Source organism: Vibrio sp. YT-17 (assembly GCF_033337375.1).
Taxonomy (GTDB): Bacteria; Pseudomonadota; Gammaproteobacteria; order Enterobacterales; family Vibrionaceae; genus Vibrio; species Vibrio alginolyticus.
Window position 1 is genome coordinate 282,200 of record NZ_JAWOQP010000003.1, and the last position, 22,593, is coordinate 304,792.

Genomic DNA, 22,593 nt, shown 5'->3' on the forward strand with positions numbered 1-22,593 from the left:
TCCTTGGTTCGGGTAACGGATTTGCGTTACTGATAAATTAAATTATACGTCCGAACCTAGAAAAAAAGCTGTTCTCTAAACAGGTTAGGGAACAGCTTTCGTCACATCCTAATTACTCTTCTTCGATAGAGTTTAGGTATTCGTCTGCGTCTTTCAGGTTATCTAGTTCAGATACATCAGACATCTTCACTTTTACGATCCAGCCACCTTCGTACGGCTCTTCGTTAATTAGCTCTGGGCTGTCTTCTAGTTCTTCATTGATTTCTACGATTTCACCAGTGATTGGTGCGTAGATGTCTGACGCTGCTTTTACAGATTCAACGAGAGAGAAGCTTTCACCTGCTTCAACTTCGTCTTCTACGTCTGGTAGGTCAACGAATACCACGTCACCTAGCATTTCTTGTGCATGCTCAGAAATACCAATTGTTACTGTGCCGTCACCGTTGTCACGTACCCACTCGTGGCTATCTGCAAACTTCAGTGTTTTGTCCATTGCTTAATCTCCGAATAACTTGTCAGGAATTATTATGATTTCAAAAAAATCGTTTACTGGTATAGAGGAAAGCGACTGCAAAGTTCTTTTACTTCTTTGCGAACGCGTTTTTCAACTTCTGCGTCACCTTCAGGGTTGTTCACTAAACCGTCCAGTACGTCACCAATCCAATTACCGATGAGTTTGAATTCTTCAGCGCCAAAGCCGCGGCTTGTACCCGCAGGCGTTCCTAAACGGATGCCCGATGTAATCATAGGCTTCTCTGTATCGAATGGGATGCCATTTTTGTTACATGTGATCCCAGCACGCTCTAGAGCTTCTTCTGCTTTATTGCCTTTCAACCCTTTCGGACGAAGGTCAACCAGCATTAGGTGCGTGTCTGTGCCACCAGTTACGATGTCGCAACCGCGAGTTTGCAATACTTCCGCTAGGACTTTTGCGTTATTGATCACCGAATCAATATAAGTTTTAAATTCAGGGCCAAGCGCTTCACCAAATGCGACCGCTTTGGCTGCGATAACGTGCATCAGTGGGCCACCTTGTAGGCCAGGGAATACGGCTGAGTTGATTTTCTTAATGATGTCTTCGTGGTTAGTAAGAATCATACCGCCGCGAGGGCCACGCAATGTTTTGTGTGTTGTAGTCGTAACAACGTGTGCGTGTGGCAGTGGGCTAGGGTGTGCGCCTGTTGCGATAAGACCAGCGATGTGCGCCATGTCGACCATAAGAATTGCATTTACTTCGTCTGCGATTTCACGGAATTTTGCAAAGTCGATAGTACGTGGAATAGCGCTACCACCTGCGATGATCATTTTAGGTTGGTGCTCAAGTGCAAGCTCACGAACATCTTCGTAGTTAATTTCTAGTGTTTCGCGATCAACACCGTATTGAACTGCATTAAACCATTTACCAGAAAGTGCAGGGCGTGCGCCGTGCGTCAGGTGACCACCTGCGTCTAAAGACATACCAAGAATGGTGTCACCAGGTTGAAGCAGTGCCAGTTTTACTGCGCCGTTTGCTTGCGCGCCTGAGTGTGGTTGAACGTTTGCGTATTCACAATTAAAAAGTTTTTTTGCGCGTTCGATAGCAATGGCTTCCACTGTATCTACGTGCTCACAACCACCATAGTAACGGCGACCTGGGTAACCTTCAGCGTATTTGTTTGTTAGGCATGTGCCTTGAGCTTGCATTACCGCTTTAGAAACAATGTTCTCAGAAGCGATAAGTTCGATTTGTTCGTTTTGGCGAGCGGATTCCGCTTGAATTCCAGCAAAGACAGCATCATCTGTCGCAGAGAGGTTGGTAGAGAAAAAGTTTTCCAAGCTGTGGTTAGGGTAACTCTTATTCATGGTAGTTGACCTTCCAAATCTGAAAATGAACCCGCAATAGATGAGTTATGATTTGCGGTTGTGGTTCATTTGTCCTCAAAAACAGCTGAACTGCGTAGCAGAACAGAGTGAACATCCGGCCCTAAATTTGGGCAAAAACTCCGTTGGATTGCGTGTTTCCTTTACCAATCTCTTACGGAAATATGCATCTCTACATCTAACAAGTTGGTAACATAGCGCCTGTGACGGGAACAATCAACCAAAAATTTCCTATAGGAAACAAGATTTCAAAATTTGTTAACAAGAGCACGCTTTAATTCACTTGGTGGACTTCTATCCACTATGTGCTTCATGCACAATGCGAGTAAGACAAAAAATATGGATATCTATAGAGGGATTTATGGCAGAAAGTATTTACGATGAATACCCATCGATGACGTTGGCAAAAGAGCAACATGACCAAAATATCGAGCCGTTAAAACTGGGCCAGCGTATTAAGGATATCCGCTCGAAACTCGGTATCACATTAGAAGAGGCCAGTCAGCGAACCGGGCTTGCTCGATCTACACTGAGCAAAATAGAAAATGAGCAGATCTCCCCGACGTTTCAAGCGATGCAAAAATTGGCACTTGGCTTACAAATTGACATGCCACAACTCTTTGAGCCACCTAGAAAAAAGGTAGCGACAGGGCGTAGGGATGTTACCAAGAAGAATGAAGGTAAACCACACCCAACACAAACTTATGAACATGAACTGCTCGCGACACAACTTTCCAATAAGAAAATGATGCCGTTTAAGAGCCAAATTCGAGCTCGTAGTTTTGATGAATATAAAGACTGGGTTCGTCATGATGGCGAAGAATTTCTGCTTATCTTATCTGGTGAGGTCATGTTCTATTCTGAGTTTTACGAACCTGTTGTTTTAAGCGAGGGAGACAGCGTTTATTACGATGCAAATATGGGACATATGTTGACCAGTGTTAGCGAGGAAGATGCGCTCATTTTGTGGGTGACAGCCAAATAGTGATAAATACTTGTAAATTTCCTATAGTGAAAGCAAACGATTGCTGTTGGTGGTCGTTATGATGAAAAGGCGCTTTTTTGATGAGAACTTGCTCATTAAAGCGCTTTTTTTGTACGATTTGTTGTGATTAAAATGTTAAGAGTCACACTTTTGCAAGTCGATCTACGTCTTGTTCGTGCAAAATAGAATGAGCCATGTTTATTATTGGAAACACATCGAATGCCGATAGCATTCTCGGGTCTATCTAAATGGAGACGAAAATGACTCAAGAACTACTGAAAACACCACTACACGCACTTCACGTTGAAGTTGGTGCCAAAATGGTCCCGTTCGCGGGTTACGATATGCCTGTTCAGTATCCTCTAGGCGTAAAGAAGGAACACTTACATACTCGTGATGCGGCAGGTCTGTTTGACGTTTCTCACATGGGACAGCTTCGCCTAATTGGTGACGGTGCAGCTGCGTTCCTAGAAACATTAGTTCCAGTGGATATTGTGGATCTTGAGTCTGGTAAACAGCGTTACGCTTTTTTCACTAATGAAGAGGGCGGCATCATGGACGACTTGATGGTGGCTAACCTAGGCGATCATCTGTTTGTGGTTGTGAACGCAGCATGTAAAGCGCAAGATATCGCACACCTACAAGCGCATTTACCATCTGGTGTTGAGCTAGAAATTATCGAAGACCGAGCTCTACTTGCAATCCAAGGCCCTAAAGCGGCGGCTGTATTGGCGCGTTTTGCACCAGAAGTTTCTGAAATGCTGTTCATGGATATTCGTAAAGTCGATATTTTAGGCGCCGAGTGCATTGTTTCTCGTAGTGGTTATACAGGCGAAGACGGTTACGAAATCTCGGTTCCTGCTGACAAAGCGGAAGAGCTAGCACGTAAACTGACTGCGGAAGATGAAGTTGAATGGATTGGCCTTGGTGCTCGTGATTCACTTCGTCTTGAGTGTGGCCTTTGTCTATACGGTCATGACCTAGACACAACAACAACACCTGTTGAAGCGAGCTTGCTATGGGGTATCCAAAAAGTTCGTCGTATTGGTGGTGAACGTGAAGGTGGTTTCCCTGGCGCAGACATTATTCTTAAGCAGATTGAGACTAAAGATGTGGCGCGTAAGCGTGTGGGTCTAGTAGGTCAAACCAAAGCGCCAGTGCGTGAAGGTGTTGAACTGTTTGATGCTGACGGCGTTAAAATTGGCGTTGTAACCAGCGGTACGGCGGGTCCGAATGCAGGTAAGCCAGTCTCAATGGGTTATGTTCGTGCGGATTTGGCGGCGATTGGTACTGAAGTGTTCGCTGAAGTGCGTGGTAAAATGCTACCAATGACAGTTGAAAAAATGCCGTTCGTACCACAACGTTACTACCGTGGTTAAAACGAATTGAAACAAAAATGCCGAGCTTTGTAGCTCGGCATTTTTTATGTCTTCTTTTCGCTTGTTTACTTTTAGTTTACTGCTTCATCAATAGTACAGCACATATCAATAACGATATCTTCAAGCTTTTCCGGATGAATCATCTCTTCTTTTGGGATCCCAAATTGAGAGGCCATAATGGTATTAAACAATTCCCAATGCTTGATCAGCAGTTTTTCGCGATTATCTGCAATATCCGGCCATGTTTCTTGCATCATTGGCGCGAGACTGACAGCACCATGTGCGAAGATCAACATTTGCCACTTTGATTCCCACTGATCAAATTGTGCATTAGGGTTTTCGCTGTTGTACTGCTCGAAAATTCCGGTAAATATTGCAGCGAACTCATCTTTTGACTTTAAGAAATACTGCAGCAGAGCACCGTCATCGCCTTGTCGAATGGCATCGGCGATCATCTGTACTGGGTGAGGATTGACGAGAGCAAATGCTAGCATGCGAACCATAAACAGATAAATTTTTCTATTCGAAGGTGTGTTCTCCGGCATTTCATTGATGAGTTCAGCCATATAGCACTGCATGAACTCGTCCATTGCATCGCTAACCGCTTGCCAGATTTTCTCTTTGCTGCCGAAGTGGTGACGGATCAAACTATGTGAAACACCAGCCTTTTCACTGATATTGCGCAGCGAGACACGCTCGTAACCAAGTTCACAAAACATATCTGCTGCCACTTTAAGGATCAGACACTTAGTTTGTTCTGCTGCTTCAGCACTTCTACGCCCCTGCTTTCTTTCATTCATAGTTCGAATTTTCCCGAATATTAATCACGCGCTTACTTTTACCAGAAACCGAACGCTTTGACTAATTAATTTGCTATCCACCTGGAAAATATGTTGATCAATTTCAAATTCTGCTTATACTGCACGGCTGTGTAATATATAAAACCTACGGAGAAAGCGGGTGCGAAAACAATATTTAAAGCGCACTTTAGTTGGCGCAGTGGTGACATTAAGTCTTTCTGGGATGCTAACTGGGTGTAATAAAGCCATTTCTGAGCCGTCTGAACCTTTAATCAAACCTGTAAAATTACTGGCGGTGAAAGACCTAGAACTTGAAGACTCGCACGCCTTTTTAGCGCGTATTGATGCAACACATCGCGCGCAGCTTTCTTTTCAGGTTGGTGGAGAGGTTGATGAATTACGTGTACGCATGGGTCAAAAAGTCCAAAAAGGTGAAGTGCTCGCAACGTTAGACCCTAAAGATCTTCAGCTTGCGTTAGATGCCGCTCAAGCGCAGTACGCGTTAGCGAAAACACAATGGGACCGCGCGAAAAACCTTTACGGAAAAAAACTCATTAGTACTGATGAGTACGATCAGAAAGAAACTCAATATAAAGCGGCATTGGCGAACTACGAACAAGCTAAAACCGATTTGAGCTATACCAAAATTCACGCACCGTTTGATGGCATTGTGTCATATACCTATGTCAACCCGTTTCAAGTAGTAGCAGAGAAGCAGGAGATCTTGAATCTCATTGATAACACGACGTTGGATGTGTCGTTCACCTTGCCAGTAAGTTATGCGGAATCTGTATCACTTGAGTCACTGCAAAACTCCGATATGTGGGTGACGATGGATAGCGAGCCAGGAAAACGTATCCCTGGGCAATTTAAAGAAATTTCGACGCAGCCAAACATCGATACCAATAGTTATGAGGCGATCGTGACCATCACTCGACCAGAAGATCGCAATTTGCTGACAGGTATGACTGGGCAGGTACACATTGCTAAACAACATGTATCGGACGCGATGACGTTACCTCAGTCTGCTTGGGTCAACAAAAATGGGACGCAAGGTGAAGTTTGGGTAATGGACAGAAGCACGCAGCAGGTCAATAAAGTCACTGTGTCACTTGACGCAGCAGGTGGTGTGAAAGCCGGGCTTGATAACAATGATTACGTTGTTATTGCTGGTGTTGAGAGACTGGTTGAAGGACAAGTGGTGAAAGCTTGGGTTCGTGAGGGAGGCATTTAATGAAACGTTCTCTACTTACGATCTCTGCGATTGCACTTGCAGTTTTAACAGGGTGCAAAAATGAAAACCAAGCTATCGTCGAGCAGCCACTTTTTGTGTCGACTATCTCGGTGGATGCACCAGTAGAAAGTCAACATCGCGCGTTCAAAGGCATAGTAGTGCCTGCAGAGCAAACGCCAATGGCATTTCGCCGCGCTGGGGAAGTTCAGCACGTATTGGTTAAAGCGGGTGACGTTGTGAAGCAGGGGCAAATGATCGCAAAGCTAGATGATAGCAAAGAGAAGCAAGCCGTGAATGACGCAGAAGCACAATACACACTCGCAATTCGTCAGCTTAAACGCGGTGAAGACTTGCATGCACGTCAAATGATTTCAAAAGCGGAACTTGATGAGCTAACCGCCAATAAAGAGCTAGCTGAGGCTACTTTCTATAACGCGACCAATCAATTGAATTACACCCGTTTATTCGCCCCGTTCGCCGGTAAAGTATCTGATGTTTTCAAAGAACGTTTTGAGCGTGTGGCAATTGGTGAACCCGTGTTAAACCTATACCAAAACGATTTGGTTTACGTGCGTATTGAGCTTTCCGACAATGTTTTAGCGATGGTAGACCCAAACTCAGACAGCATGAGCTACAAGCCTAGAGCAACCTTCTCCGGCATCGATGGCAGATTTGCTTTGGACTATTTAGAGCACACAAGTGAACCCAACGCTGAAACTCAAACCTACGAAATGTACTTGACGATGCCACAGCCAAAAACAGAGATATTGCCGGGAACCAGCGTAAGCGTTTTGGTCGATATGGTGAAGGCGGGCATTACCTCTATTGATGGTTACAGTGTTCCTGTCACGGCGCTTCAAGCAGGCAGTGAAGGGAATGAGTTCTTTGTGTGGAAAAAAGAAGGTGACATTGTCACACGAGTGCCTGTCATGATTTCTCAAGTGAATGGCAATGGAGCCATTGTGTCGTCAGGTGTTAGCCAGGGCGATATTCTGATTAATTCAAATCTGCGTAAATTACGCGAAGGTAAACATGTGGATGTTGTGGAGAATAACCAATAATGAACATTGCTGAGTATTCAATAAAAAACAAAGTCATCAGCTGGTTGTTCATTATTATCCTTGCTGTTGGTGGTTTAACGTCATTTTTGGAGCTTGGACGATTAGAAGACCCGGCATTTACGATCAAAGATGCCATGATCATCTCAACATACCCTGGCGCGACGTCAAAAGAAGTTGAAGAAGAGCTGACGTATCCTCTAGAAAAAGAGATTCGAAAACTCCCTTATATCGACAAAATTACCTCTACGTCTTCTAATGGTATGTCTCAAATAACGGTGAGCATGGAAATGGACTATGGTCCTGATGAACTGCCGCAAATTTGGGATGAAATGCGCCGTAAAATTAATGATTTACGACCATCATTGCCTCAAGGTGTTCAGTCTTTACAGATCATTGATGATTTCGGTGACGTTTATGGCGTGATGTTAATGCTCACTGGTGACGATTACGACTATGTAGAGCTGAAACGTTATGCGGATTACCTGACCCGTGAAATCGAGCTTGTTGATGGTGTTGGTAAGGTAGACATCACGGGCGATCAGCAAGAAATGCTATTCGTTGAGATCTCACTTGATCGCCTTGCTGCACTGAACTTAGACATGAATGTGGTTTCGAGCTTGTTGAACCAGCAAAACAATGTGGTTTCAGCAGGGGAAGTGATGGTCAATGGCGAAAGCCTTGTTATTCGCCCAAGCGGCACCTTAAACACTGTAGAAGCACTAGAAAATCTGATCATTCATGGCCGTGACACAGGAAATCTAATTCGTCTAAAAGACGTAGCAACGATTTCTCGCGGTATTCAAGAGAAGCCAGGCAACGTCGTACTCTTTAACGGTCAAAAAGCGATTAATATCGGTATCTCGTTTGCATCGGGTGTGAACGTGGTTGAGGTTGGTGAACGTTTGGATGCGGAGCTCGCGAGCCTTGAGTCTATCAAGCCTGCTGGCATCGATATGAACTACTTTTACAACCAAGCCAATGAGGTGGATGAATCTGTTAAAGCGTTTGTAATTAGTCTAGCGGAGGCAGTGGCGATCGTAATCATTGTGTTGCTGTTTACTATGGGTTTACGCAGTGGTGTCATCATTGGAGTTGTGTTGTTATTGACGGTATTTGGTACCTTCATTTTGATGAATTACAACAACATCGAACTGCATCGTATTTCTCTTGGCGCGTTAATTATTGCCTTAGGTATGCTGGTTGATAACGCGATTGTTGTCGTGGAAGGCATATTGGTTGGCCTAAAGAAAGGGCGTACCAAAGTTCAAGCGGCTGTCGATATTGTAAAGCAAACACAATGGCCTTTGCTGGGCGCGACTGTTATTGCAATTACGGCTTTTGCACCTATCGGCTTGTCGCAAGATGCGACAGGTGAGTTCATGGGCTCTCTATTCTGGGTGCTGTGTTTCTCACTATTTTTAAGCTGGATTACCGCTATTACACTGACGCCTTTCCTTGCCGATCTTTTGTTGAAAGAGGAAAACAAAGAGCAAGGTACTAGCGAAGATGATCCTTATAAAGGCTGGTTGTTTGTCGTATTTGGGGCATCGCTGAAATTTGCATTGCGATTCCGCTGGCTTACCGTTGCTGGCATGGTGGCGCTATTAGTGGGTGCTGTCGTGGCATTTGGTAATGTAAAACAGCAGTTCTTCCCACCATCGAATACGCCGATGTTCTACGTGGATATGTGGATGCCAGAGGGTACTGACATCCGTGAAACGATCAAAAAAGCTGAAGAGGTCGAAAGCTACATTCGTCAGCAAGATGATATTGACTTTGTTTCTGCTTCGATTGGGCAGGGCCTACAGCGTTTTGCTTTAACCTATCAACCAGAAAAAAGTTACGAAGCGTACGCTCAGTTCCAAGTTCGCGCGACTGATCGTGAGAAAATGTTTGGTTTACTGCATAAGTTAGATGAGAATCTGGCGAAAACATTTGATGCGCCTACGTTCCAGTTTAAATTGATGGAATTTGGTCCATCACCAGCGTCTAAGATCGAAGCGCGTATTACTGGCCCTGATCCACAAGTTTTACGTGACTTGGCGGTGCAAGTTGAAGACATCCTTCATACCGATCCTGGTGCCCGAAACATTCGTCACGATTGGCGAGAGCGCACCAAGGAACTTGTACCCGTTTTCAATGAGTCTAAAGCTCGTCGCTTAGGTATTTCGAAAGAAGATCTTTCAAGCACACTGCAAATGGCGTTTGGTGGTAGCACCTTAGGTTACTTGCGTGATGGTACACATACGTTGCCAATTATGACACGCCTTCCTGAAGAAGAACGCGTAGATTTTGAATCACTACAAAACGTGACCATTTGGAGTCCTTCGTTGCAAACGTATATTCCGGTTGATCAAGTGATTGATGGCGTTCAACTGGATTGGAGTGAGCCGCTAATTCAGCGTCGTGACCGTAAGCGTACGTTAACCGTTCTCGCGGACCATGATGTGTTGAGTGACGACACGGCAGCAAGCTTATTTGCTCGTGTACAGCCTAAAGTGATGGCATTGCATGTTCCAGAAGGGTACGAAATCACATGGGGTGGTGAGTACGAATCATCCAAAGATGCACAAGAAGGCCTATTCGGTTCATTGCCGATGGGTTACTTGTTGATGTTCATCATTACTATTTTACTGTTTAACTCAATCAAAAAGCCGTTGGTCATTTGGTTCACCGTTCCGTTAGCGATCATTGGCGTTGCTTTTGGTTTGCTTACCACGAACATGCCGTTCAGTTTTACAGCATTCCTTGGTTTGTTAAGCCTAAGTGGCATGATTTTGAAAAACGGTATTGTGTTGCTTGACCAAATTAACCTTGAGTTGGAGTCAGGTAAAGATCCTTACCTCGCGATTGTCGATAGTGCGATAAGCCGCGTTCGTCCGGTAAGTATGGCTGCGCTAACGACTATCTTGGGGATGATTCCACTGGTCTTCGATGCCTTCTTTGGCTCGATGGCAATAACGATTATGGCAGGTCTTGGTTTTGCTACTGTACTGACACTGATAGTGGTGCCAGTGATGTTTGCAATTCTGTTTAGGGTAAAACCGACCACTGCATAGGGACTCCTGGCTATTTGCCAGCTTCCTGCCTAGCCCTGAAGGTTTTCTTCGGGGCTTTTTTGATCTTACTAATATATACCAAACCATTCATTTGCTTGATTTTAATGATTTTCTTACGATTACAATGCAAATCATGCGTATACTGATGTAACGACACATCAAAGATTGAGATTACATGAATAAGCGCATATTAAACGGACTCTTCTTCGTTGGTTCTTTCACCTTGGTTGGCTGCACCGCGACGGATAGCATGCCGACACAAACCAAACAACCTGCCCCTAAAGTCAACAGTGTTAGTGCTGAAGTCATTTCCAGTTGGATTGATAGTAAGGTTTTAGCCCCTGAAGGGCTGTCGCTCGAGCAAGACAATCTACGTTATCTATCGGGTAGCGCCGACCTAAACAGCGACGGCAAGGCAGAACACATAGTGTTGCTTCAAGATCGCTATTTCTGTGGTAGTGGTGGCTGCTCTGCATATATGTTTGATAATGAGGGAAACGTTATTAATCGAATGTCGGTAACTCGCACGCCTATTGTACTAGCCGACAGTTACAGTAATGGTTGGCAGGACTTTATCGTTTGGAGTAATGGCTCATATCGACTCATGAGTTACAACGGTGAGTCTTATCCAAGTAACCCGTCACTAGAGCCAAAGGTGGATCGAGACGCTAACCAGCAGGCGGCAATCGCAAATGTAATGGCGACAGAGCTTTATCAGCAAGACGGCTATGACATTCTGCCCGCAGAGTCAAAAACCTTGTGGACGCCAGCTAACGTTTACCACTTTACCTTCAAGCACTACGGTGATCCGCATAGCGCTTATCAAGCAACGGTGGATATGAGCAGTGGGGAAGTAGACATTGTAGCCGTTCCGGCTGCGGAATAAAAAACACCTCCCTTAACCGGAATTAAAGGGAGGTGCTAAATGCCAAATTCGAGGGTGGCATTGTTAACCGGAGTCGCTCTAATTAAGCTGCGACTTCTTGCTTCGCTTCTGCTTTGCTTTTTAAGAATGCGTAAGTAAAGCCAGTTACCGCTGTACCCGCTGCAATAGCCACTAAATACATTAATACTGGTGAAATTGCGTTAGGAATTAGCAGCACGAATAGACCGCCGTGTGGTGCCATTAATTTCGCACCGAATAGCATCGATAGGGCACCAGTAAGCGCGCCACCTGCCATACAAGATGGAATCACGCGCATTGGATCTTTCGCAGCAAATGGAATTGCGCCTTCAGAGATGAAACACAGGCCCAAGACAAATGATGCTTTACCAGCCTCACGTTCATTTTGTTCAAATTTGTTCTTCGCAATGAAGGTCGCTAAACCCATACCTAGCGCAGGAACCATACCTGCGGCCATGATTGCCGCCATTGGTGCGTAAGTTTGTGAAGCCAGAAGGCCAACACCAAATGCGTAAGCGGCTTTGTTTACCGGGCCTCCTAGGTCGAAGCACATCATTGCGCCAAGGATAATACCCAGTAGTACTGCACTGTCAGAACCCATGTTGTTTAGGAAGTCAGTCAGGCCGTTCATGATGCCTGAAACTGGGCCGCCTACGATGTAGATCATGACAAGGCCAGTGAACAATGTTGCTACAAATGGAATGATCAGAATTGGTTTAAGCGCTTCCATCGATTGTGGGAGTTTTACTTTGTCCGCAAGGAGCTTCGCTGCATAACCGGCAATGAAGCCAGCTGCGATACCACCTAGGAAACCAGCACCCGTTGAACTTGCTAGCATACCGCCAACAAGACCAGGAGCCAGACCCGGACGGTCAGCAATTGAGAACGCGATGTAACCAGCAAGTACAGGAATCATCAATGCGAATGCAGAGCCACCACCAATGTTCATCAAGGCTGCTGCTAGTGTGCCTTCTTCTTTAAATGCTTCAATACCGAACACGAAAGATAGAGCGATGATTAAACCACCTGCAACGACGACAGGAAGCATGTGCGAAACACCCGTCATTAGGTGTTTGTAAGCGCCTTTTTTCTCTTCGGTGGAAGATGAAGAGTTAGCTGAACCAGAATGTTGATACACCGTGGCTTGCTCGAATGCTTTGTCCATCTCTTCGGCTGTTTTCTTCAGAGCTGGACCTGTTTTCGTGCGGTACATCTTTTTGCCGTTAAAGCGATCAAGTGGCACTTCAATATCCGCAGCAATGATCACCAGATCGGCGTCTGCAATTTCTTGCTCAGTCAGTTGGTTTTTAGCGCCAACTGAACCACGAGTTTCCACCTTGATTTGATGGCCACGACGCTTGCCTTCTTCTTCTAAAGCTTCTGCCGCCATAAAGGTATGCGCAACGCCAGTAGGGCATGCCGTGATTGCAACAATCTTCTTTGATGCTGATGTTGTATCTGTAGTGATAGGGGCTGCAAGTGTGGTTGCTTTTTCAAGTAAAGTGGCGTTTTCAACCGCTTGCTGGAGAAACGCAGTTGCGTCTTTTGCTACTTCGCTAATTTCCGCTTGGTAAACCTTTTTTCCTACAAAACGAGAAGTGTCGACGCTAGTATTTGCCGCAATGACAATGACTTCTGCTTGTTCAACGTCAGCTTCCGTCAATAGTGTTGGTTCAACCACACTTGATTGACATTCTATTTTGGCATTCCAGTTTAATTTTGCGGCGGCTTGTTCTAGTAATCCTGCCGCAAGGATGCTATTTGCTACACCGCTCGGACAGGCAGTAATAATGGCAATATTCATACGATAACCTTCTGTTCCTTAGTTTTGTTCTAAGTTTGTAATAGGGTAAAGCGCGCTAACTTCAGTTTGTCGCTTGATATTTTCCAGTTCTTCCTGACTGGTTAGCCCTACGCCAACTTGACTAACTGCCAAAGCAGAAAGTGCCGTAGCGAAGCGCAATAAATCGTTTTTAGGCATCAGTTGCATGTGGCCCCAACACAAGCCAGCGACCAGCGTATCGCCTGCGCCAACGGTGCTCACTACATTCATTCGAGGTGGTTTTGCACTAAGCCATTCGCCTTGGTTGAGCCACATAACACCGTCAGGTCCCATAGAAACCACGATGTTTTCTATGCCTTTGTCGCTCAGTGTTTGCGCAGCAGCTTGGCATTGTTCTGGCGTTGAAAGGTGCTCGCCGACAAAGTCACTTAGCTCTTCGTCGTTTGGTTTGATCAACCAAGGATGAGCGTCGATGCCTGCGCGTAGTGCTGCTTTGCTGCTATCGAACAACACTTTCTTGCCTTGCTGATGCAGCTTCTCAATCCATGCTGCGCATTGCTCTGCAGTAACACCGACCGGTAGGCTGCCTGCCAATACAAAGTAATCATGCGTCTCCGCTAGACGAAATAGTGTCTCCTCAAAGCGAGTAATTTCGTCGGCAGCTACTTGAACGCCAGGGAAGTTGATATCACTGACGTTGCCATTGGCCTCAACCAGCTTAACGTTGATACGAGTGGCACCCTTTACTTCCACAAATTCATTCTTAACGTTGATGTCATTGAAAAGCTGATGAAATAGCTCAGGGTTATCTTTACCGAGAAAGCCGGTAACCGTGACGTCTGCGCCTAAATCGCTCAATACTTTTGCTACGTTGACACCTTTACCAGCAGCGTGGAGATTGCTTTGCTGTACTAAGCTCACGGAACCAACGTTTAGTTCATTTACTGAACCTGTTAAATCCAATGCTGGGTTGAGCGTAATAGTGACAACCTTATTTGTTTTGTTTGTCATATCGGATCCTTAACCTTCACCAAGGCCAGAAGCGATTGCATTTCCGATAGACTCCAAGGCTTGCGGCGCATCAGGGCCTTCTGCTGTAAATTGAAGTTGGTGACCGTGCTTAACGCCCAGCGCGATAACTTTCATTAGGCTCTTCGCGTTTACTGCTTTTCCATCTCCGTCTAGGTTGGCAACACGTATAGTGGATTCAAACTTTTTCGCTTCTGCGACTAACATTGCCCCCGGACGAGCATGTAGGCCGTGAGAGTTTTTGATTTTAAATACAGCGGTATTGCCTTCTTCTGAAGATGCGGCTGTGACTTCTTCACCTTTGAACAAAGCAAGAATCTGTTCTACTGATGCATCTAAAAGCTTGCCGTGTTCATTGTTAAACACAATATTAGAAAGCGTTTTTAGGATAGGTTGGTGAGCATTGTTACATGCTGCGAACGCGAAAAGTGCACGCACTTTTTGACCTTCATATTCGCAGTCGTTTGCCGTCGAGACAAATGACACACCTGTGCGAGTGACATGTTTGTCACTGCCAATTAACCACAGGCCATTACCTAAGTGAGTTGGTTGTTTGGTAACGAGATCGGCAACGAATTCGTTATCAGCACATCCCGTATTTTTCAACAGACCACCTGCAACAGCACTAATCTGTAGCATGTCACTCGCAGGGAACATCAGTTGAATTAAAGAAGCGTCAAAGTCTGCTTCAAGCTGAACATCACCGTGCAGTAGGGCGATGATTTCGTCTTCATTTTTTGCATTACGCAGACGCTCTTCTACGCCATCTGCGCCTAGCACTTTGGTGAGCTGTTTAAGAATGCCAAGGTGTTCATCAGATTTAGCTGCGATACCGATAGCGACGAACACAGTATTGCCATCACCCCAGTCGACACCTTGTGGGAAGTGATGCACAGCAACACCCGTTGTTTTCACCATTGCACGAGTGTCGGTTGTACCGTGCGGGATGGCGATACCGTTCCCCAAAAACGTAGAGTTTTGGTTTTCACGGTTTAGCATGCCTTCAACGTAACCGCGTTCAACTAGGCCTTTATCAGTAAGGCTATGAGCAATACTCTTTATTGCTTCAAACTTATCTGTCGCTGATTGCGAGAGGGTAATGTCGTTCTTATTTAGCTTAAGCATGGTGCTTCTCCAGCCTTAAGGTATCAATTTAAAAATGTATTCTGTGTGAGAAGTTGAACGCCGCTTCTTCTGAGCGCTTATCACTCCTCAAACCTTTTATCTTTCAAGCTAAATCGATTCAGCTTGTTGGTAAATTTTTTAAAAGACTCAGAAAAACTGTTTTAAAAACTGACGTTAACAAACGAGCCTTTGCCGCTGTCCTATAGCCTAGCCTACAAATTGGTTTGTTGTGTATTCAGGTGATTTACGTCAATTTTTAAGTTTTGCTGAATCCTTTCAGCTTTTATACTGAATCGGTTCAGCTTATAATTCAACTTATCGAAAGATCGTTGATGTATTAATATGATCGCGCGCACAGAATAAGGTTTAGAATATGACACTGGATGAAATAGCCAAATTAGCGGGTGTTTCTAAGACAACTGCAAGCTATGTGATTAACGGAAAAGCGCAGAAATACCGCATCAGCGAGAAGACTCAGAAAAAGGTGATGGCCGTTGTAGATGAGTACAATTATAAGCCAGATCATGCGGCGTCTTCCTTGCGGGCAGGTAATTCACGCTCATTTGGGCTTATCATCCCAGACTTGGAGAACACCAGTTACGCACGCCTTGCAAAACTGATTGAACAAAACTCGCGTAAGGCGGGTTATCAAATTCTAATTGGCTGCTCAGATGATGATCCGGAAACGGAGAAAAAGGTTGCTGAAGCGCTAATCAGTCGCCGAATTGACGCGCTATTTGTCGCAAGTGGTATGCCATCGGCTAATGAGTATTATCTTAAGTTGCAAAATTCTGGTACGCCAGTTATCGCGCTAGACCGTCCAATGGATGATGAGCACTTTTGTTGTGTCATCAGCGAAGATTTTGACGCCGCACTTGAACTCACTCAGTCAGTACTGTCCGAAGATATTAAGTCCATTGGCTTAATCGGTGCATTGCAAGATCTTCAAGTCTCAAAAGAGCGTGAGCTCGGTTTTCTATCTGCTTCTCAACAAGGTGGCAAAACGGCAACAGTGGGTTATGGACAACACTTCTCCCGGGAAGAAGGCAAGAAAGTCTTAGAGAGTTGGTTAACAGAGAACGCATTGCCAGATGCCATTGTTACAACGTCATACACACTGTTAGAAGGTGTGTTGGATGTAATGCTAGAAAAACCAGAACTGATGGGAAAGGTGCGTTTAGCGACATTTGGTGATAATCGACTGCTGGACTTCTTGCCTGTGAAAATCAACTCTTTGCCTCAACAGTTTGAGTTGATCGCGGACAGCGCAATGGAGTTAGCACTCAACGCTTCCGCTAAGCGTTACAAGCCTGGCGTAGAACTTATCCCGCGTAAAATTGTGAAACGTCACTAAGTAACTAAATAGGTTGCTCAAAGCTTTACTTCAGCCGTCAGCGCCACAAATGCGTGGTCGCTGGCGTTTTTATCTCTGTCATAAATCGGGTTGATCAGATGTTGGTTAGACACCTGATAGTCAACAACCTCGGCAACCGATATATCTGATAAGGTATCAAACTCTTGTGAGAGCAAGATATAGTCGAGTACATTCCCAGTGGAAAAATGATAGTGCGTGGCTGGGCGTTCATCCTTCAGGGGGGCACTTTGCAATAACCAACCATCTTTGAGTTGTAATTCAGTGACGCTGTCACCAGTATTGGATACCAATGCGCTGTTAACGCTGATAGGAGTGATAGGTTGATTCATATCGCCCATTAACACTGTCGGCATTGGTTCTTTTCGATACCTCTTTTGCATCGCGTCTCTTAACATCGCTGCTTCCCAGCCTCTTTGCTGGGTGGATAACCAGCGCCCAATAATCGTGCTAGACGTTTCTGGTTGTTCTGAGTCGGCCGGGCGTTGAGATTTCAGGTGCGTTACGTAAACGGCGATATGACCAAGTACAGGATGTATTACTTGGGCATAGATAGGTTTGCGACTGAACTCTGGAGCAACACTTACTCCAAAAGGCTCAAGCGTTGCTAAGTCAAACTCTACCGCTTGTACTTTTTCTATTGGAAACCGAGAGGCGATTGCCACAACAGGGCTTGAGTAAATGTACTCATCCTCAACATGTGGGGTGTCAACGGTCGCAAAGTAGGGGTAGCCGATGGTTGAAAAGAATGCCTGGGTCTTCTCGATACTGAACACTTCTTGTAAGCCAATCACGTCGCCTTCCAGTTTTTCAACTTGACGTTGCGTCCACGAAAGTTTGTCTCGCCATTGCTCTAACGAGTATATGTTCTCGAAATCATAGTAGGCGTTAGGCGGTGCGACAAAATTAAACAAGTTCGCAGTGACAAAGGTAATTCTACTTGGTTGAGACAAAGTATTCACTCTTTTCAACAATAACTTAGAGAGTATATACCTTCAGGTTGCGTAATTGCAGCTTCGTTTGAGCTACGCATCGGTATACAAGCTAACGAGCGACAAGTTAAATGGGTTAAGAGGTGCTCAAATGCCAAGGCGAATCGGTGATTGAACATCGGCAGAGGTTTCTATTTTTAAGCATTGCGTTTAAACTTCAGGGCATCAAATAGTAAGAGTAAGTAACATGACCCAAGATTACGACCACGAAGAGTATTTAGAAGGCGAAGAGATTGAGATCGAAGCGATTGGCATCGATGTTGATGCGCATCCAATCGAACTGTACAAGCTTTTTAAAATCGCAAACTTGGTCAGCGGTGGCGGCGAAGCAAAACATATCATCGAGGAAGGCTACGTCGCGGTGAATGGTGAACTAGAAACACGTAAGCGCCGCAAGATGTATGATGGTGACTTTTTTGAGTTTAACCAGGAATATTATGTTGTGGTTTGCGATGCGCCAGTAACCGAACCTGAAACGGCAGAGCAAAAAGCAGAAAAGAAAGCGAAGAAAGAAGCGCAATCTGCACGTAAAGAGAAATCTCGCCAAAGCAAGCCAGCTAAAGGCTCTGGACCTAAGTCAACAGGCCGAAAAGCAGCGCATAAAGAACGTAAAGCGCAGAAAGAAGCGTTGTCTCAGTCTGCTAAGAAAGGCAAAAAAGAAGACAAACCGCAAGCCACTCGTGATCCGAAGAGCGGTCGTAATTCTATTGATTTTTTCTAGGGAAATGAACGCTTAACTAAATAAGTGACATCTGAGTAAAACTAAAAAGCGCCGAGCATATTATATCGGCGCTTTTTTGGTTTCACTGTGCTGTAAGTGGGCAGTGTTAATGCACAGTCGTCTCGATGTTTAGGCTATCTGTCCAGTGATGAATGGCGCAAGGCTTTCCTAAGTAAAAGCCTTGGTAATAATCCAAATTAAGTTGATACATAGCTTGTAGCTGCACGTCTTCTTCAACCCCTTCTATAATGACTTTTGCTCCCATATGATCCGCTAGATCAACGGCGCTATGTATGGAAAAGGTTTCTCCGGCGCAGTAGTCTAGCAAATAGGAACGATCGATTTTGATGATGTCAGGGCAGAGCTGCTGAACACGTGCGATATCAGAATGTTGGGCGCCAAAATCATCGATAGCAAAGATAAAACCATTTGCTTTCATTAACTGTACGGCTTTGATTAATAAATCCGTATTTCCGCATGACTCTTCGACTACTTCAAAAACGACGTCTGATGGGCTCATACCAAGTTCGGAAAGGCGTTTGTAAAGCAGGCCGTTATCTTTAAAGCCCATGTCTTTGGTTAGTGTGAGTAGCGTTTGAGGCATGACGTTAAGAAACAGTTTGATCGGCGTCCCCGCGAAATAGCGTGCAAAATTTCGAATGTGCATTGCTCTGGATAAAAACTCTACACATAAGCGAAAGTAGGGATCAAGACCATTATTGGCCAGAAACACGTCAGGACGAATTAGGGAACCATCAATGCCACGAATACGCAGTAAGGCTTCCATACCAATAATACGTTGGCGTCTATCAAAAATTGGCTGATAAACACTGTGAAAAGTGAATTGATTGAGAACTACGTAATATTCACCAAGATTATCTTGTTTTATGTATCGCTCGTAGTCGGATTGATTCTTTAACTCCATGAAAAACGCCGAAAATTTAGCATCTTGCCAATGTAACAGGGTGCAATTCTGATTTGAAGAATCAAATGTGCCTAATTACATATGCGGTTGAGTTAATTTGAAATGGCTTCCGATTTTGCTTCAATATGGCGAAAAATAAGTGACAGACCAAAACAAATTAAGAAGTAAGCAAGGCCGACAATCAACCAAATTTCAAATATATACCCTGATGAATTTGCCATCTCTGTCCCAACAAACGTCATTTCTTGTATCGAAATCAGTGAAACAATAGAGGTGTCTTTCACCAAAGAGATGGTTTGACCGGCAAGTGCAGGTGTTATTGATTTAAGCACCTGTGGCGCGATAACAAATCGGTATTTCACCCATCGAGACAAGCCCAATGAGTCAGCCGCTTCCCACTGACCTTGGTCGATACTTTGTAAACCACCGCGCACAACTTCTGCAATGTAGGCAGAAGAGAGTAAGCCGACGCATAACACGCCAGAGGCAAGGTTTTCCCAAAGGTTAGAAGGCCCAAACAGAAAGCGCTGTAGCGCATTTGGTTCGCCGTTGTAGTTTCGTAGAAGATCTTCCAAACCGAGCAACGGGATCAATTGGTTAGAAATGAAAAAGTAGAAAATAAAAACAAACACCAACGGAGGGATGTTTCTCACTAACTGGATAAACGCATTGGCAGGTGTGCGCAACCAAACGGAACGAGAGAAGCGTGCTAAGCCTAACAAAGTGCCAAACACTAATGCGAAGCTGATGCCCCAAATACTGAGCCTTAACGTCGAAATCAAACCTTGGAAGAAGTAGGGCAAACCACCATCTGCTCTAGGCGTGAAAAGTAATTCAAGCGCCTCTTTCCACTGCCACAAATAATGCACACCAACAGCGGACCGATGGTACAGCCAAACACCACCGATACCGCACATAACAAGTAGTACCCAGTCTAGTGTGTTTAATTGCGGTAAAAGGTAGCCTGTGCTGGATTTCGCGGGTGCTGTGCGAGTGGTAGTGTGTTCGCCCAAAAATTTGACTCCGATAAGTTATGGAAAAGTAAAATGGATGATTGGAGAGTATAGGCTCGCGGCGTCCACGAGCCATTTAGATTACTGGCCTTGCGCGACTTGATCTTGCCAATCTAATGTCGAGAACCAGTATTCATAACGTTGTTTTAACCATCCATCTTGGGTTCTTGCTTCAATCCATTTATTGAAAAAGGCCTTTTTATCTTCTTCCCCCAAGCGAACCGCAAAGGCTTCGTTACCTTTTGATAGTCGCTCAGAGAATGGAAGGAATAGCTTGTCACTGTGTTTCACTGTCTCATGTTCTGGCTTTGGGCTAGAGGCAATGACCGCGTGGGCGTTACCATTCAGCACCTCTTGGAAGGCTTGCGCATCGTCATCAAATTGCAGAATCTTCGCTTTCGGGAAGGTTTCTCTGGCTACTTGAACGGTGAATGCGCCGCGACGAGCCGCAATTTTTACGCGTCGTGAGTCAAAATCGGAGAATTTGCTAAAATCAGAGGCGAGTTCTTTGTTTGCTGCTACTTGAACGCCTGAGTGCGAGTAGGCCTCAGTAAACAACACGCTTTTGGAACGTTCAGGCGTAACCGACATGCCACCGATGATCACGTCGAACTTTTTCGCCAGTAGTGCGGGAATAATGCCATCCCACGCAGTTGGTACGAATTCCACTTTCAAACCTGAATCTTGTGCTAAGCGTTTGGCCACATCGATTTCAAAACCGATTAACTCACCTTGCTTGTTACGCATTGCCCAAGGTACAAATGTTGACATACCAACGCGCAAAGTGCCTCGTTCTTTGATTTGATCTACATTGGGTGTGGCGACATCTTCTTTCGCGATTGTAGGCATAGTGATGGCTAGCCCTAATAATGCAGTAATGGTCGCTTTGAATAACTTCATGTTATCTCCTTATAATTTGCGCCAACTGGCTCCGAGTTTGTGTTCTAGCCATGCAGACAAGCCAGAAAGTGACAGAGTGAGAGCAAGATAAATTGCTGCCACGGTAAACCAAATTTCGAACGGCATCGCCGTCTCTGAGACGATGTTGCGTGCCTGTGTCGTTAGATCAAAAATCGCCATCACGCTTACAATGGAAGAGTTTTTGATCAAAGAAACCACTTCATTGGTTAATGGCGGTAATGTGCGCTGTAAAACCTGAGGCAAAATCACGTCTTTGTAGGTGTAAAACGGTGATAGTCCGAGAGTTTGTGCTGCTTCGAATTGCCCTTTAGGAATACTGTTTAAACCTGCACGGAATATTTCCGCGGTGTAGGCACCTTGGAAAAGGGATAATGCCAAAACGGCGGTGCTGAATCGGTCCAAACCAATCACGGGGCCAAACACGAAGTAGAGTAAATAGATTTGCACCAACAACGGCGTGTTACGTATTACTTCGACATAAGTGGTACCAATAACATTGCCGACTTTCGAATCGCTAAGCCTTAGTAACGCGGTGACCAACCCCAACACTAAGGTAAAAAATAGACTAATAGCAGAGATGTTAAGCGTGACCAATAGCCCATCAATAAGTTCTGCCGGCCACCATTCGCCATCTTCATAAAAAGCGATGTAATCAGGTACGCGCTCCCATTGCCATTGATAGCCCATAGCGTCGGCACCAGAGTCCAACACCCACACAATCGCTATGAAGAGGAGCGTCATTTGCAGTAAAGCTTGAAGGACAGGTTTGATTACGCGAACTATCATCAGTAACTTAAAATTTGGTTCAAAAATGCTTGGGTGCGTGGATGCTGTGGTGTCTCAAATAAGGCGACTGGAGAGTTCATTTCCAAGATTTGGCCTTCATCCATAAATACCACGCGGTTCGCTACTTTTTTGGCAAATCCCATTTCATGCGTGACGCAAATCATCGTCATTCCGCTTTGAGCCAGCTCAACCATGACATCCAACACTTCGTTGATCATTTCCGGATCAAGCGCTGAAGTTGGCTCGTCAAACAGGAGTAAATCCGGTTCCATACACAAGGAGCGGGCAATCGCGACGCGTTGCTGCTGACCGCCAGAAAGCTGGATAGGATACTTACTCGCTTGCTCTTCAATATTGACTCGCTTTAGGTAATGTTTTGCGCGTTTTTCAGCTTCTTGTTTTGATAATTTGAGTGTGCGAATCGGCGCTAAGGTGAGGTTTTCCAGTACAGTCAAGTGAGGAAAAAGGTGAAAGTGTTGGAACACCATGCCGATTTTACCGGGCTTGAGAGATTTTGCGTGAGAAGGCTGGTCGAACACATGAAGCTGGCCTTCTTGAATCGATTCAAGATGGTTGATGCAACGAATGAGCGTTGATTTTCCGGAACCTGAAGGGCCACACACCACGACGATCTCGCCAGAATG

General features: G+C 45.1%; 20 protein-coding genes. 8 read left to right on the top strand and 12 right to left on the bottom strand.

The genetic code is table 11. From position 1 onward, the window contains the following. Window positions 1-112 precede the first annotated feature (112 nt). Both gcvH and R7F67_RS05085 read right to left on the bottom strand, forming a co-directional pair. On the bottom strand, window positions 113-493 hold the full coding sequence (gene gcvH, locus R7F67_RS05080) for a glycine cleavage system protein GcvH (RefSeq protein ID WP_005376432.1): 381 nt from the start codon (window positions 491-493) through the stop codon (window positions 113-115). A 53-nt stretch (window positions 494-546) separates the two neighbouring features. Then, a complete protein-coding gene (locus R7F67_RS05085) occupies window positions 547-1,842 on the bottom strand; it encodes a serine hydroxymethyltransferase (protein ID WP_005376430.1) in 1,296 nt (431 codons plus the stop codon). Window positions 1,843-2,221: 379 nt separating this feature from the next. Between R7F67_RS05085 and R7F67_RS05090 the strand changes: the two genes are divergently transcribed. Together R7F67_RS05090 and gcvT are read left to right on the top strand one after the other, a co-directional pair. Next, window positions 2,222-2,845, top strand: coding sequence for a helix-turn-helix domain-containing protein (locus R7F67_RS05090; protein WP_005376429.1), 624 nt, complete (start codon window positions 2,222-2,224; stop codon window positions 2,843-2,845). 260 nt (window positions 2,846-3,105) lie between these two features. Further along, window positions 3,106-4,224, top strand: a complete 1,119-nt coding sequence (gcvT, locus tag R7F67_RS05095) for a glycine cleavage system aminomethyltransferase GcvT (protein WP_017820967.1) — start codon at window positions 3,106-3,108, stop codon at window positions 4,222-4,224. A 71-nt stretch (window positions 4,225-4,295) separates the two neighbouring features. Here the strand turns inward: gcvT and vdeR are convergent, their stop codons facing one another. Beyond that, window positions 4,296-5,024, bottom strand: a complete 729-nt coding sequence (gene vdeR / locus R7F67_RS05100; protein ID WP_005376423.1) for an efflux transporter transcriptional repressor VdeR — start codon at window positions 5,022-5,024, stop codon at window positions 4,296-4,298. A gap of 160 nt (window positions 5,025-5,184) precedes the next feature. Here vdeR and R7F67_RS05105 point away from each other — a divergent pair, with 160 nt between their 5' ends. From R7F67_RS05105 to R7F67_RS05120, 4 genes are all read left to right on the top strand, one after another. Beyond that, window positions 5,185-6,258 carry an efflux RND transporter periplasmic adaptor subunit gene (locus R7F67_RS05105; RefSeq protein WP_017820965.1) on the top strand — a complete coding sequence of 358 codons (1,074 nt, stop codon included), beginning with the start codon at window positions 5,185-5,187 and terminating at the stop codon, window positions 6,256-6,258. Next, window positions 6,258-7,319: an efflux RND transporter periplasmic adaptor subunit gene (locus R7F67_RS05110; protein WP_017820964.1), complete on the top strand. Its 1,062-nt coding sequence runs from the start codon at window positions 6,258-6,260 to the stop codon at window positions 7,317-7,319. Before R7F67_RS05105 ends, R7F67_RS05110 begins: the two co-directional genes overlap by 1 nt. Next, window positions 7,319-10,378: an efflux RND transporter permease subunit gene (locus tag R7F67_RS05115; protein WP_005376413.1), complete on the top strand. Its 3,060-nt coding sequence runs from the start codon at window positions 7,319-7,321 to the stop codon at window positions 10,376-10,378. Before R7F67_RS05110 ends, R7F67_RS05115 begins: the two co-directional genes overlap by 1 nt. 175 nt (window positions 10,379-10,553) lie before the next feature. Continuing rightward, window positions 10,554-11,264, top strand: coding sequence for a hypothetical protein (locus R7F67_RS05120; protein WP_213867693.1), 711 nt, complete (start codon window positions 10,554-10,556; stop codon window positions 11,262-11,264). 82 nt (window positions 11,265-11,346) lie between these two features. On the opposite strand, the gene fruA is transcribed toward R7F67_RS05120, so the two are convergent. Genes fruA through fruB form a run of 3 tightly spaced genes read right to left on the bottom strand, consistent with a single transcriptional unit; the run spans window position 11,347 to window position 15,219 of the window. Then, complete coding sequence (gene fruA, locus R7F67_RS05125; protein ID WP_005376409.1) at window positions 11,347-13,086, bottom strand: PTS fructose transporter subunit IIBC; 1,740 nt, start codon at window positions 13,084-13,086, stop codon at window positions 11,347-11,349. Window positions 13,087-13,104: 18 nt separating this feature from the next. Beyond that, a complete protein-coding gene (gene pfkB, locus R7F67_RS05130) occupies window positions 13,105-14,076 on the bottom strand; it encodes a 1-phosphofructokinase (protein ID WP_222133252.1) in 972 nt (323 codons plus the stop codon). Between the two features lie 9 nt (window positions 14,077-14,085). Further along, on the bottom strand, window positions 14,086-15,219 hold the full coding sequence (gene fruB, locus R7F67_RS05135) for a fused PTS fructose transporter subunit IIA/HPr protein (RefSeq protein ID WP_054700952.1): 1,134 nt from the start codon (window positions 15,217-15,219) through the stop codon (window positions 14,086-14,088). Window positions 15,220-15,592: 373 nt separating this feature from the next. On the opposite strand from fruB, the gene cra reads away from it, so the two are divergent. Then, window positions 15,593-16,573 (top strand): catabolite repressor/activator, encoded by a 981-nt coding sequence (gene cra, locus R7F67_RS05140; protein ID WP_222133253.1) that lies wholly within the window; start codon window positions 15,593-15,595, stop codon window positions 16,571-16,573. 17 nt (window positions 16,574-16,590) lie between these two features. On the opposite strand, the gene R7F67_RS05145 is transcribed toward cra, so the two are convergent. Further along, window positions 16,591-17,544 (bottom strand): endonuclease/exonuclease/phosphatase family protein, encoded by a 954-nt coding sequence (locus R7F67_RS05145; RefSeq protein WP_005376401.1) that lies wholly within the window; start codon window positions 17,542-17,544, stop codon window positions 16,591-16,593. 226 nt (window positions 17,545-17,770) lie between these two features. Here R7F67_RS05145 and R7F67_RS05150 point away from each other — a divergent pair, with 226 nt between their 5' ends. Continuing rightward, window positions 17,771-18,304 carry an RNA-binding S4 domain-containing protein gene (locus R7F67_RS05150; protein WP_053303581.1) on the top strand — a complete coding sequence of 178 codons (534 nt, stop codon included), beginning with the start codon at window positions 17,771-17,773 and terminating at the stop codon, window positions 18,302-18,304. A gap of 106 nt (window positions 18,305-18,410) precedes the next feature. Here the strand turns inward: R7F67_RS05150 and R7F67_RS05155 are convergent, their stop codons facing one another. The 5 genes from R7F67_RS05155 to R7F67_RS05175 all read right to left on the bottom strand — a co-directional run. Next, window positions 18,411-19,229: an EAL domain-containing protein gene (locus tag R7F67_RS05155; protein WP_005386068.1), complete on the bottom strand. Its 819-nt coding sequence runs from the start codon at window positions 19,227-19,229 to the stop codon at window positions 18,411-18,413. A gap of 92 nt (window positions 19,230-19,321) precedes the next feature. Further along, entirely contained in the window at window positions 19,322-20,242 is a 921-nt protein-coding gene (locus R7F67_RS05160; protein ID WP_017820957.1) for an amino acid ABC transporter permease, read from the bottom strand. A gap of 81 nt (window positions 20,243-20,323) precedes the next feature. Then, window positions 20,324-21,142, bottom strand: a complete 819-nt coding sequence (locus tag R7F67_RS05165; RefSeq protein WP_047103554.1) for a transporter substrate-binding domain-containing protein — start codon at window positions 21,140-21,142, stop codon at window positions 20,324-20,326. A 9-nt stretch (window positions 21,143-21,151) separates the two neighbouring features. Next, on the bottom strand, window positions 21,152-21,949 hold the full coding sequence (locus R7F67_RS05170) for an amino acid ABC transporter permease (RefSeq protein ID WP_005376396.1): 798 nt from the start codon (window positions 21,947-21,949) through the stop codon (window positions 21,152-21,154). Further along, window positions 21,949-22,593: amino acid ABC transporter ATP-binding protein (locus tag R7F67_RS05175; protein WP_318057062.1), on the bottom strand; the 645-nt coding region annotated here is incomplete at its 5' end. The genes R7F67_RS05170 and R7F67_RS05175, both read right to left, overlap by 1 nt.